Raw genomic sequence first — 13,863 nt, forward strand, 5'->3', positions numbered from 1 at the left:
TAATCTTATAATTAGGTAACTCATTGATGCAGATTTACAGTATTTCATCTGGGTTCCAATCTTAAATCGTTGAATTTGATCAAACGCATCGAACCTGCTAACTTAATATACTAAACTGTTGATTTTATTGTAAATGATTTATATTCCAAAACGTTTGGATAGTCACAGCACTGGTAGAAATTTAGTTGTCATTTTAAGGAAGAATAGATGCGTGTCAGTTTCACTACACTTACCGTTTCGGTAGCGCTCCTAACAGGGTGCACCAATCAAGGAGTTTATACCGTGGTTAATCCCTCTAAATCTGAGATTATTGCTCAAAAAATTCAGGCCCCTGTTGCGAAAAAAGAACCTTACCAAATTACGACGCACGGTGACACAAGGGTCGATAACTATTATTGGATGCGCGATGATTCTCGCACTGATCCAGAGATCCTTGCTCACCTTGAGCAAGAAAATCAGTATGTAGCCTCTGTTCTTCAGCACACGGAAGATATGCAAGAAGCTTTATTCCAAGAACTTAAAGGTCGCGTCGCGAAAGATGATAGCTCCGTACCCGTTCGTAAGGGCCAGTTTTACTATTCAAGCGAAGTCAAAGGTGATCAAGAATATCGCATTTATATGCGTGCTTCGGACTTTGCAGGCTCAGATAAGCAAATCATCCTCGACGTAAATAAGCTTGCTAAAGGTCACGAATTTTTCTCAATGGGTGATTGGGCAATAAGCCCAAATGATAAACTGATTGCCTACAGTGAAGATACTCTTAGTCGACGCGTTTACACGATCAAAGTCAAAGACCTGACAACAGGACAATACCTCAAAGATACCATTGAAGGTGCATCCAACGATATTGTTTGGCAAAATGATAATAAAGCTTTTTATTACATCAAAAAAAATCCACAAACCCTACTGGGATACCAAGTCTACCGCCACGTTTTAGGCACAGCTCAGCAAACTGACCAGTTGATCTACGAAGAAACAGATACCTCCTTCTATACAGGGCTCGGTAAAAGTAAAGATGAGTCTATCATTTATATTTACCACTCAAGCACGGAAACCAGCGGTTTATCTATACTTGATGCAAACAACCCAAATGCTATGGCTCACCCCTTCTACCCACTAGAAAAAGGAGTTGAGTACAGTATCGCTAAACTTAATGACTGGTACTATATCTATACTAACTATCAGGCGGTTAATTTCCGTCTTATGAAAGTGCACAGTGAAAATGTTCTAGAACGAGGCCAATGGCAAGATGTTGTTGCTCCGAACAAAGGCACCCAACTGGTAGACTTTGATCTATTTAACAATCACCTAGTGTACGAACAACGTAGAGATGGCCTAAGTACAATTACTATTCGCGAGTTATCTTCTGGTAAAGAAACACCTCTTAAATTCAATGATACCTCATTCGCTGCTTACCTTAGTGGAAATGAGGAATTGGATAATCCCAACGTCAGAATCTACTACAGCAGTTTAACCACACCAGGTACTTTCTATGACTTTGATTTAAGCAATGGTCAAAGCACGCTGCTCAAACAAACACCGGTACTTGGCAACTTTAATGCTGATAATTATCAATCAGAGCGAATTATGGTCCAAGCTCGTGATGGAAAGCAGGTACCCGTTTCTCTCGTCTACCGCAAAGATATGTTTAAAAAAGATGGAACCAATCCAATTTATCAATATGGCTACGGTTCTTACGGACATACGATAAAACCAACCTTCAGCTCTGATCGCCTTACTCTTTTGGACCGTGGTTTTGTCTTTGCAATAGCCCATATCAGAGGCTCAGAGATGTTAGGAAGACCTTGGTATGAAGATGGCAAGAAGCTGACTAAACAAAACACATTTAATGACTTTATTGATGTTACACGCGCACTAACCGAGCAAGGTTATGGCTCCAAAGATAAAGTCTTCGCTGTTGGCGGTTCAGCGGGAGGTCTACTAATGGGCGCAGTTATCAACCAAGCTCCTGAACTCTATCGTGGTGTTGCCGCACATGTACCTTTCGTTGATGCAGTGACTACCATGCTTGACGAATCAATTCCGCTAACAACCAACGAATTTGATGAGTGGGGCAATCCCGCAGAGAAAGTTTTTTTACGACTATATGAAGAGCTATTCTCCTTACGATAATATTGAGCAAAAGGAATACCCCAACCTATTAGTCACTACAGGGCTTCATGATTCACAAGTACAATACTTCGAACCAATGAAATGGGTGGCTAAGTTACGAGAATTAAAAACGGACAAACACGCACTGCTATTCAAAACCGATATGGAGGCTGGCCATGGCGGTGCATCCGGTCGTTTTAAACATCTAAGAGAAGAAGCATTAGAATACAGTTTCTTTTTAGATTTATTAGAAAGCGACTGATTACTGCTGCGCATACTCTTATCAGGCCCGTTTCTAACGGGCTTTTTTATTTCAAAAGGCAAGCACGAGCTCAAATGAAAAACTCGTAACAGGTTCACCTCTCTCGTTTGGTCGCATATCATCGTATCTTTTAAAAGAGAATCTAGTAGCAACCCACCGAAAATAACCTCAAGGTAACGTTTTAGCAGGAGCTGTTACTGTGCCGCTTTGATAGCTAAACAACTTGCTAAAAGCCAGCCATTTTATCGCACTATGTTTCTTATGTGCAGCACTGTAATAGTGCTCTATACCCCGTCTTTAAGCCACTTGGATATAAACCAAGCCTACCTCAAAGATAATATTAAAAATATCAATATTTAATCTGTAATCATTACTTTTAAATATTTATTAGATATTGCCTATTACACAAATAGGTAATATCTATTAAATTGTAACTTCAAAAATCTCATATTTAATAATCCATAAAAATAAAACAAATAGAAATATTTTAATGTGACACCGGTTCACGAAATAATTTAATTTTAAAAATCAAACCATGATTAAAAAATAGAAATTAAAGATATAAAAATTAATAAAAAAAACATTAAAAACAACCACGAAAAAAATATATAAATCCCATTTTTTTCATATATTTAAAGAGATAATGTTAATGACAGATATATTAACAAAAAGTAAATCGGATCAAATGTTAACCAAAAAGATCGCATTTACGTGACATTCACCTCAAATTAAAACATTCATTTAATATAGGTTTATCAAAAAACAGAGGGGGATAAACATAGAAAACAAACACAACATTAATTAAAAACAAAAATACCGCATTCCATAAAAAATAAAAAAATGCCACTAAAGTGGTGGGGATGCTTATTATCAAAAAAGGACAGACAATGAAAAAAACATTCTTATTATCTAGTATATGCTTAAGTTTAATATCCACAGGTGTAAATGCGACATTATTTAGCAATGGCCCTTCGAAACAAATAAATACAACAATCGAAAAAATAAGTGTAAAAGCAATAACCGCTGATGATGGTGTATTTATTGATACAGACTCTGACGAATTTTTGCTAGAAAGAAAGGAATGGCAGCAAATCAAAGCTTATGTAGAGAGTGCTTTAAAGCTCCCGACAACAGAAGCTGCGATGCGCTCACTTTTTAAAATTCATTCCGATGAGGTTGAGTTCTCACGTTTCGAAGCAGTCTTGGACCAATACAAAGACATCAAATCTAGTGCAAGGCATTGGGACACAGCACTCTACCCAGACATTGTATCACTGGCACTTAGCTTGGGTAACTACAATAATATTCGAGAGCGTTTTACCCAACCACTTACTGACAATTTAAATATCATCATAAACAAAGCATTTTCAACTGATGACGAATCTCAAAAGGAGCTTGAGAAAGCGAGACAGCTGGCAATAGTGTATTTAAGTACACTGAAAAGTTTTTCAGAACAGTATCAAAATCAAGCAGCTAAAGCGCACAGTGACTTACTCGAATACGCGACGCAAATGGAAGAGCAACGCCAACAGCTCCAAGTTCTTTTGGATACTCATGGTCAAGAGCTTGAAAATGATGGAAGCGCACTTAAAGAAAAACTCACAACATTAAATGATGAAATCACTAAATTAAATGCAGAATATGACCATTATGTCGCTGTCTCAGCGTCAGCCGTCGTTTACGTTTGGGCTCCTATGTTCTCTCTGCCTGTAATGGGGGCTTTTGGTAAATATGCTGAAGACGTTCGCTACAAACGCAATCGCATTTTAGAGGAAGTCGAAGTATTAAGTCAGAAACTATCAACACGCGAAAAAATCTACGCATCATATGATGCCTCTGCGAAAAGTATCGACCAAATTCATGCCAAGCTGAACGAGGCTCTCCCCCACGTCAATAACCTTAAGCTTCATTGGCAAAAGATCAATACCGAATTTGACTCTCTAATTCTGGCTTTGAAAAACGCATCAGGAGAAGGAAGTATTTTACAATCCGATTCCTTCCTAGGTGCAGCTCATACCCTTGCCAATACTGCCACAATTGAGAGCAATTGGTCTGAAATCAGTCGAAAAGCAAAACGTTTTGCTGAAAACGCCTATCAACAAGTTCAAGAAGGTGAAGCGCTATAAATTAGCGACCTAACCGAATCGTTTAATCCCCACCAGTTCTTTCCTCACCCTCTATAAATAAGAGGGTGCGGGAAAGGCTACCTAAAATTTTGCTGGGTCAAAAAGGAAAAGAAAAAATGAAAAAACTCATTGCCTTAGCCGTTGTGATGTCTGCCTCTCACACCTCTTTTGCCTCTGAATGGCTTGAGAGTAATCATTTACCTCATTACCTATCGTATCCTGAACGTCTTGATACCGTAGACTCCAAACAGGATCAGGTAACCCGTACAGTCTCTGCACTGCATGTAAATTTAAATAATTGGATTGAAGAACAAGATCTCTACCGAACAAAACCAAACACGGTACATATATTTGCCGACACGATTGAAATCTCTCAAAACTTTAACCTGCTGGTTAATAATCAAAATATCATCATTTTTGCTCGAAAAATTATTGGGCGAGGCAGTCCCAATATTGTATTGGGAAAGGAAGGTGCAGTATCTTCAATCACTATCATTGCCCAAGATATAGAAACGCCATTTAGCGTCTCGGCTCATCAGGCTGATGGCAACATAAAATATGAACGTGTAGACCTAAAGAATACTTCAGGTACCAGTATTCTCCTTGCAGGAAAAAACTACCGAAAAGTAGACCTAACCAAAAACTACGCCTCAAGCTTGCAGCTAGGTAAAGACTCTTTTTCAGGTGTTATCAACCGCTCTTTTGATATGGCGGCAAGCATCTATGATCAAGAACCGGAAACTAGTCTTAAAATGTTAAACTGGCTTGAGGAAAGCATGCGAAAATCAGGGAATACCGTAGCAAACGACCCTGTTCTTGAGGATTTATACCTACAGACCCTAGCATTCCAAAGTTTCGCACAACAAAGTAGTCGTAAAAACAATTTTGTCCCCTATTTAGACCGTTCACTTTATCAAAACAAATTCGCCGCTTACCTCGATACCATGATGGCGTTTGAGGAGAAACGTGAACGTGTAATGCAGACACACAATAGCATTCAGGACAAAATTCAAAATGCACGCCTCGCCGGAGATAATATTAAAGATGTGTTAAAAACACAAAACATCATAATCGAACAATCTGAACAAAATATCACCAAACTGCTTGCCGGTATTAGAGATATTAAGGCTCAATACAACGCTCAGGAGTTAATTGCGTTGAGTGCAGGTACCAAATATCGCACTGGTGTCGACAAGTGGCAAAGGGACCAAAAAGTCAAAGCAGGGCTTGCTGTTTTTAAGGCCCTAATTGAACTTGGTGGCGCGATCAGCGGTGTCTTTACTGGCAACTTGTCTGCTGCAAATGACTTACAAGAACAGCTCACCAAAGAAGTACCAGAAGCTCTTGATCGTGCGAAAAACTTAGTGACCAATATCAAGAACATCACAGATGTGATAGAGAAAGTATCGAAGACGGTTGATGGTATAAATAATTTAGGTGGTGAGATTAAAACCGCATCAAAGCTTAATAAACTCTTTAAGAAAGTCGAAGAATTTAAGTTCAACACCCCATCATTAAGCGAGAGTAACTTAGCATGGGATAAAATGCTAATAGAGGTAAAAAGTAACCTTCGCTACGCCCACGAGAAAGAAATCAAAGGCGCTCGCGAGTATCTGATCGAGCTTGAGAAGCAAATTTTACTCGGTAAAGCAATTAATGCTGCTCAATTAAACTTGATTCAAAAACAAGCAGAGTTGGTTGACCTAATTTTAACCAGAAAGGTGACGATTAGACAAAGCGAGAGACTAAACGGCTACATTGATGAAGCTGGTAAAGATGAAAACGCACAGCAACTTATGGAACAAGAACTATATCGAATGTCTGTTCACTTTAAACGTCCGATGTTTGTAGCATTGTCAAACTATGTTGCCGCCTACAACTATTGGTCTTTAAGTTCCAACAGCCGCGTTAAACCAAGCTTGAATAAACCTTATTACGAATATCGAGAAGACTTAGCCACCATTGCAAGTGATTATAATGATGCGCTAAATAAGTTTCGCCCCGGGCCCCAGCCCTTCAAGGTGGCTGATATCATCATAGATGACAGGGAGCAAATCAACACCTTGGCGACTAAGGGAGAGTTTAATTTTCACATTCCATTAGAACAAGCGCAATTTTGCTCATTTGATCGGGTGAGGCTCGATTCAATCCGAATCTATCTTGAAGGTAAACAACTGCCTCAAGGAAAAAGATTTAATCTGCAAATCGCAAACAGCGGCAGTTATCAAGATAGACATGGTCGAAATAAGTTCAACTTCAGTGCAGAACCGATGCAGCGCTCTTTTATCTATTCTCTTGATGACCCAACATATAATACAACTAGCGTGGTACTTGATGGTAAATTAGCTGAGCAATACGGGCTAAAGTATTTTGAGCCAACGCCCTTCTCTGATTGGAGCGTCAAAGTCAAAAACTTCAAGACCTCAAATAATGACTATCTAAAATATGTAGAGCGCCTTAGGGTTGAATTTGAGGGCAATGCGATACCCAACAGTGCAGCATGTGCCAACCGATAAGTGCGAAACGAGATATCCCGATGTAACCTCAAAATATTAGGTTCAGAAGTAACGAATACTGGCGCCCCAACTTGGGTGCCTTTTTTAATTTATTGGAACACTTGGGGGAATACTAGATGGCAATATCTAAGTGACAAAACACAATAAGTCGTTTGGGGACCTACTCGCAATAGCTGTGAATAGATTAAAAATGACGATTTTTAATATAAAAATACTGCACCAACTTCACTTGAGTTGCTAGAAGTTTGTGAGTTCTTGCGTTCATCAAGACTCAACTGATTGAAGCCAACGGCACCAATCGATTCACCGGGCGCCCCTACCGCAATGAATTCACCGTTTGCATCCATAGTGACTGAGTATCCGAAATGCTCTTTACTTCTCGGTGAAGGTGACTTTATAAAGTCAGCCTGCTTATAACCGCTATTCTCTTCCTCGAATAAGTAAGCCGCTCCCGAACTATCCAATATATGAACAGCAGAAGTAATAGCATTTCCCCCGTCGGGGTATATACCAGTGTGATCAGATTTTTCATCGGGTGCCCCTACGAGTATTCTACTTCCATCGCCGTTCATAGCAACACTGTAACCAAACATGCTTTGAGTGCCTCTAGTAACCGGTGTCAATTCGATTGGAGAAGAGTTTTTTAAACCAAAAATGTTAGAGCCTTTGTACACCAGAACTAACCCTTTCTTTTGATCAAAGTCGGGCAACCCAATGACTAAAGTCTTACCATCTCCAGATACATCAAGAGACGCATCACCAGTGTAGTTTTCTAATTTTTGATTGGGGATTTCAAACGGACGGTCTTTAGGTCTTACGAGCAGACTCAATTTAATCTTGCCCTTGTCGGAGTGTATAATGGCAAACCCACCCCTTATAAAAGCAACATCATAAACAAAACCGGAAATATCATTGAACTGTACTGTAATTGTTGTGTTTTTAGAGCTTTGGGGAATTGGCACGAAGTAAGCCCCTTTACTGGTACCAATTAGAGCATGCCTACCATCTCTCGATAGAGAAAAGCTCGTAATTTCAGACAACTTATTCTCGGTGAAAAGTAAATCCCACTCACCGCTCTTTGAATTTTTCTGATAAAAAGCCACTATGTTTTTATCAGCCAATACAGCGATGACTTTTCCATTAGGAGAAATGGCTAAACGTGACACTTTTTTTGTTCCACTCTTGAAGTTAACATTTTTGCTAAAATTTGCTATCGGTTGTGCCACCCTGCTGCTAAAAGATGAGATACGCCAGATATCATTGCTGTCTTTTTTAAAACTAGATAAACGATCTTGACCTATGACGAACAGATCAGATGTTTTAGGGCCAAAGAGAACTTCAGTTCCAAAACGAACTTTAGATTTTATAACATCACCTTTCAAATAACCTATCATTCGATTGAGCACTTGGGGGTAATTCATTAACTTTTGATCGGCAGATTTTGTTACGTTACCAGACCCGTTGAATGCTTTAATGTAAAAGTCGTAGTCATGAAATTTCAGAGCGCCAATTGCCTTAAAAGTCATGCTAATTTCACGGTTTAACGCATTATTTAATGTGGTGTGTGGACAATACTCTTTTTTCTGTGTTTCATAACACAGTTCATACCTAGATGCGTTAGGCTCTTTCTCCCATCTCAATCTTAAAGTCCCGTATGACTCAAACTCAAAATTCAAAAAAGTCACTGGCCTCAGCTTTGGTACCAAAGGAGCTAGTGGGACTGGCACAGGAACTGCTGGAGCTAGCACTGGAGCCGATGGCGCTGGAGCCGATGGCTCGGGTCTAGGGGCACCTGGTTGCGTAGCGTTTTCGCGATCATTCGATTTCGTAATCTCATCACCACATCCCGCCAAAGCCAGCAGCAAAAAAAACAGCCATAACGGAACAGATTGTACACTTAAGTTTGTCATTGCCCCAAACACACTTCGTCATTGTTACGATGAACCTACCACTTCACATAATAGTTCCTGATAGACCTATAAACAAAGAATTGAGCAGCATTTTTATGCTATTTATGGGCATTGCTTGGTGATTTGATTTATGTCTAGCACCGACTTAGCAGGGAAAAGAAGGCAAATAATAGTCATTTTGCCCTCTTTCATTGGTCAGATAACACGTCAGCTCATATCTCTAAGCAAACCGAGAACTTTTTCAAGTTTTTCGCCCATTGGTGCACTGAGCTCTATCATGTTGTCACTACCAGGATGAACGAACTGGATGTTTGCAGCATGAAGAAATAAACGGTCAAGACCAGCTTTGCCCGTATAAGCATCAAAACGGCGATCACCATATCTATCGTCCCACGCGATTGGATGCCCAGTATATTGGGTGTGTACCCTTATTTGGTGAGTACGACCAGTAATGGGACTGGCTTGAATTAAGGTGGCGTTAGCGAATTTTTCCAATATTTTGAAGCGAGTTTCTGATGCTTTTCCGTTTGGATTAACTCTGACAATACTATTCACTTCATTTTTAAGTAGTGGTGCATTGACAACTTTGCATTGGCTTTTCCATTCACCCATTACCAGTGCATAGTAATACTTTTTGACTGTTTTCTCTCGAAACTGTGCTTGAAGATGACGCAGTGCGGAGCGCTTTTTCGCAACCAATAAAATTCCTGATGTGTCTCTATCAATACGGTGTACTAGTTCTAGGAAACGCGCTTGAGGGCGCAGAGCTCGCAAAGCTTCGATCGCCCCAAATTTGAGTCCACTGCCCCCATGAACTGCTGTACCAGATGGTTTATTGAGAACGAGCAGGTGATCGTCCTCGAAAATAATCATCTCTTCGAGTTCAGCCACTTTATTTAACTTAGTACTTAGCGCTACGTTGTCTTCTTTTTCACTAAGTGTCACTGGCGGTACACGTACTATATCCCCCGCCTGTAGCTTATATTCTGCTTTAACGCGTTTTTTGTTGACTCGAACCTCACCTTTACGCAGGATACGGTACACCATGCTTTTTGGTACTGCTTTCAACTGGTTGCGCAGAAAGTTATCGATGCGCTGACCGGCCATATCGTCGTCAATATCGACAAATTGGACTTTTGTTCTAATCTCACTCATTGAGTTATTCTAACACCTAAAACCGCGGAAATTCACACTTTCTTAGTAACAAAATGGAAAACATGGGGTAAGAAATGATTGAAAATCAAATTTTATCCTATTTTTGACCAATCCAAAAGACTGGACAAAAAGCATACAAATAATAATTTTAAAACAGTTACTTATGTGAAGAGATACGGACTTTTATTACGTTTTACTATAAAGCAGATTGCTGAGTTTAGTGGGTACTGCTATAGTTCACACCTGCAATGGGTGTTTTTGGTAGCATTTTATACAAACCAATTCACACAGAAGCAATAAATTGAGTAGTTCGTTTTTTTAATTAATGCAGCACACGGCGTAAGACATTTTTTCAAAAAAGCACATTGCCACACTACTCATCGCGAATCATGTTGAGTGTTTACCGCAAAAGAGCGGCTCACAAGCCAGACGAGAATGGTTTGTGAGACTGAAGTGCCCCAGAGCATCCCTCCAGCCGGGAGGCTGCACCAGTAAAGCCATGGGATCTGGCACCATGAGAGCGAAAAAATGGCAAAAAAATATAGAATGACAATGAGACTTATTAATGAAAAGAATGTTAATCAACGCAACTCAAAAAGAAGAGTTGCGTGTTGCTTTGGTTGACGGTCAGCGCTTATATGATTTAGATATCGAAAGCCCGGGCCATGAATCTAAGAAAGCAAATATCTACAAAGGACGTATCACTCGCATCGAGCCAAGCCTAGAAGCAGCATTTGTTGACTATGGTGCATTAAGACACGGTTTTCTCCCACTTAAAGAAATTGCAAAGGAATATTTCCCCGAAGGTTACACCTACCAAGGCCGACCGAGTATCAAAGAGGTCTTGACCGAAGGACAAGAGGTTATTGTACAGGTTGAGAAAGAGGAACGAGGCAGCAAAGGTGCCGCACTTACCACTTTCATTTCACTGGCAGGTAGCTACCTTGTATTGATGCCCAACAACCCAAGAGCTGGTGGTATCTCTCGTCGTATCGAGGGTGATGAGCGCACCCAACTTAAGGCTGCATTAAATACACTTGAACTTCCCCAAGAAATGGGACTTATCGTTCGTACCGCTGGTGTTGGCAAAAGTGCAGAGGAGCTTGAGTGGGATTTAAATGTTTTACTTAACCACTGGGGTGCAATCAAACAGGCTTCAGACTCTAACACGGCTCCCTTCCTAATCCATCAGGAAAGTAACGTTATCGTTAGAGCGATTCGTGATTACCTACGTCGTGATATCGGTGAAATAATCATCGATAGTACCACCATTCATGAGCGTGCCTTAAACCATATTCGCCTAGTACGCCCAGACTTTGAAAGTCGAGTGCACAAACACGATGGTGAAGTGCCACTGTTCAGTAAATATCAAATTGAAAGCCAGATAGAGTCTGCTTTCCAGCGTGAAGTGCGCTTGCCTTCAGGTGGCTCGATCGTCATTGATCCAACAGAAGCTCTCACATCGATCGATATCAACTCTGCCCGTGCTACTAAGGGTGGTGACATCGAAGAGACCGCACTTAACACCAACCTCGAAGCAGCGGAAGAGATTGCCCGTCAGCTACGCCTAAGAGATTTAGGCGGTCTTGTTGTCATTGACTTCATTGATATGACACCAGTGCGCCATCAACGTGAAGTCGAGAACCGCCTCCGTGATTCTGTTCGCTTGGACAGGGCAAGAGTTCAAATTGGCCGAATTTCTCGCTTCGGACTGCTTGAGATGTCTCGTCAACGTCTAAGTCCTTCACTTGCAGAAGCTAGCCATCACATCTGTCCACGTTGTACAGGTACGGGGGTTGTTCGTGACAATGAATCACTTGCGCTTTCTGTTCTTCGTTTGATCGAGGAAGAAGCACTAAAAGATAACACGGCTCAAGTTCTTGCTGTGGTTCCTGTCCCCATTGCCTCCTACCTTCTTAATGAAAAACGTCGTTCTGTTAATCATATCGAACGTATTCAAGAAGTTAAAATTACTGTTGTTCCAAATTCGGATATGGAGACGCCGCACTTTGACGTGATTCGCGTGAGAGAGGGTGAAGAGTTTGATCTTCTTTCATACCTATTGCCTAACAAAATCGAAGCATTAAAAGAAGCAGAGAGCAAAGAACCATCAGAGATCGAAGCTAAGCCTCGTAAGATAGAAGAGCCTGCGCTAAAAGGCTTCGCTGCACCGAATCAATCAGCACCTTCTCCTACAAACAAACCGGCAAAAGGAACCCAAAAGGCAGCTCAGAAAGCTCTTCAACAGGAGCAAAAGCCTGGGTTGATTGGTCGCTTCTTAAAAGCACTGGGTGGATTCCTGTTTGGCTCTGATGAAAAGAAAAACAAACAAGACTCTCAACAAAAAGAGCGGAAAGAAGGCCAACGTAATAATCGTAATCGCCGCAACCGCAATGATAACCGTCGCCGTAACAATCGTGACAATCGTGACAATCGTGACAATCGTGACAATCGTGACAATCGTGACGATGCCAGACGCAAAGCAGCGAAAAATGATAGCCAAGAAAAGCAGAATGAGCGCAAGCAGCAAAACCGCAAGCCAAAGCAGGAAAGACGCAACAAGCGCGACGATGTCAAGTCTAACAAGGTTGTTGAGGATGGCTTGAAGCTAGCCGAAGAAGCTCAAAAAGTAGATAAAAGTGCGCGTAAAGACCACGTTGAGGAAAAAGCGGCTAAGGTAAAAGAGCGTCGCCAGCGACGTAAAATGTCTAAACAGGTGCGAGTAAAGCAACAAGAGACAGCAAGCCAAGTAGAAGAAGAAACCAAAGTACAAGTTACCGAGGCAAAATCTATCGATGCTGAGCAGAATACATCAGATTCCGTCGAGCCAGAAGCACAAGAGCAATCTAAGCAACGCAGAAATCGTCGTTCTCCCAGACATCTGCGTGCAAGCGGACAGCGTCGTCGTCGGGGTCGAGATCGCCGCCCTAATCCATTTAGACTAAGAAAAGGTGGCGTTGCATCGCCTGAAATGGCAATGGGTAAGGTAATGCCAAGCTACGGTTTGAAAAAGCCAGAGCATAAAGTTGAAATGGATGAAAAAGTACCAACAGATACTAATATTTCGGCGAATTCAGCACATACTGTAAATTCTCCCGAATTAGTAGCAACAGGTGTGGCATGCCCAGAACTAGCCATGGGTAAAATAGTTCTTCTTAGTGACAATCCGTCCGTTGCTGAGCAGGATGAAGTAAGCACGCCTCAGCAAACCGTTGAGGATATTAAGGCATTCAATGAGACAAGTGTTATTTTAGCAACAGAATCTAATGTCGAAACTTTGGATTTACCTGAGGTGACAGAGGAAACAGAATCACAACAAACCTCTTCACAAGCAGTAGAAATACCAACAGCTGCAGTAGAAGAATCTGAGATTGTTCTGCCATCTAATTTCAAAGGCTATGCATCAGCACCGACAGCTAAAGCACCGGGCAATACTGATGTTCGAGAGATTAGTGTTGCTGTTGCGCCACTTAAGGCTGACCGCTACCAACCACGAGGTGCAGGTAGTCAAGTAGCAAGTAATCAAGCTGGCGCAGGGATGGCGAAACCACAATATTAAATAAACCACAGAGCTTTATTTAAGCAAGAGGCATAGTGTCGATACACTATGCCTTTTTTATTAGCTTTGAAAATTCGACCACTCAGAAACATATTTTTCTTGAGTTTGACGCTCTTGAGATCACTGGGCATCATCTGGACTCGAACAACATTCAACCAAAAAGTTCAACAAACCCCAGATATTACTGACAAATATGGTTATTTAGTGATTATTTGTCACAAAT

General features: G+C 41.0%; 5 protein-coding genes and 1 pseudogene. 4 read left to right on the top strand and 2 right to left on the bottom strand.

The features are described from left to right. Positions 1–207 precede the first annotated feature (207 nt). The 3 genes and pseudogenes from RH40_RS06215 to RH40_RS06225 all read left to right on the top strand — a co-directional run bounded on the left by RH40_RS06215 (position 208) and on the right by RH40_RS06225 (position 7,016). Positions 208–2,374, top strand: a pseudogene (locus RH40_RS06215) (S9 family peptidase). 887 nt (positions 2,375–3,261) lie between these two features. Then, positions 3,262–4,500, top strand: a complete 1,239-nt coding sequence (locus tag RH40_RS06220) for an alpha-xenorhabdolysin family binary toxin subunit A (RefSeq protein WP_039954370.1) — start codon at positions 3,262–3,264, stop codon at positions 4,498–4,500. Between the two features lie 116 nt (positions 4,501–4,616). Further along, complete coding sequence (locus tag RH40_RS06225) at positions 4,617–7,016, top strand: hypothetical protein (RefSeq protein WP_009600569.1); 2,400 nt, start codon at positions 4,617–4,619, stop codon at positions 7,014–7,016. Between the two features lie 200 nt (positions 7,017–7,216). On the opposite strand, the gene RH40_RS06230 is transcribed toward RH40_RS06225, so the two are convergent. Together RH40_RS06230 and rluC are read right to left on the bottom strand one after the other, a co-directional pair. Next, the gene (locus RH40_RS06230) at positions 7,217–8,926 is read right to left on the bottom strand and encodes an Integrin alpha beta-propellor repeat protein (protein WP_009600570.1); all 1,710 of its coding nucleotides are present in this window, start codon (positions 8,924–8,926) and stop codon (positions 7,217–7,219) included. A 207-nt stretch (positions 8,927–9,133) separates the two neighbouring features. Beyond that, positions 9,134–10,081, bottom strand: a complete 948-nt coding sequence (rluC, locus tag RH40_RS06235; RefSeq protein WP_009600571.1) for a 23S rRNA pseudouridine(955/2504/2580) synthase RluC — start codon at positions 10,079–10,081, stop codon at positions 9,134–9,136. Between the two features lie 565 nt (positions 10,082–10,646). On the opposite strand from rluC, the gene rne reads away from it, so the two are divergent. Continuing rightward, positions 10,647–13,640, top strand: coding sequence for a ribonuclease E (gene rne / locus RH40_RS06240; protein WP_009600572.1), 2,994 nt, complete (start codon positions 10,647–10,649; stop codon positions 13,638–13,640). The last annotated feature ends 223 nt before the right edge of the window (positions 13,641–13,863 follow it).

Origin of the sequence: Vibrio caribbeanicus ATCC BAA-2122 (assembly GCF_000165125.1) — a bacterium.
Taxonomy (GTDB): Bacteria; Pseudomonadota; Gammaproteobacteria; order Enterobacterales; family Vibrionaceae; genus Vibrio; species Vibrio caribbeanicus.

Excerpts from the sequence above, each read along its gene's own strand:
- rne (WP_009600572.1), top strand. The coding sequence starts at position 10,647 with ATGAAAAGAATGTTAATCAACGCAACTCAAAAAGAAGAGTTGCGTGTT.
- RH40_RS06230 (WP_009600570.1), bottom strand. The coding sequence starts at position 8,926 with ATGACAAACTTAAGTGTACAATCTGTTCCGTTATGGCTGTTTTTTTTG.
- rluC (WP_009600571.1), bottom strand. The coding sequence starts at position 10,081 with ATGAGTGAGATTAGAACAAAAGTCCAATTTGTCGATATTGACGACGAT.
- RH40_RS06225 (WP_009600569.1), top strand. The coding sequence starts at position 4,617 with ATGAAAAAACTCATTGCCTTAGCCGTTGTGATGTCTGCCTCTCACACC.
- RH40_RS06220 (WP_039954370.1), top strand. The coding sequence starts at position 3,262 with ATGAAAAAAACATTCTTATTATCTAGTATATGCTTAAGTTTAATATCC.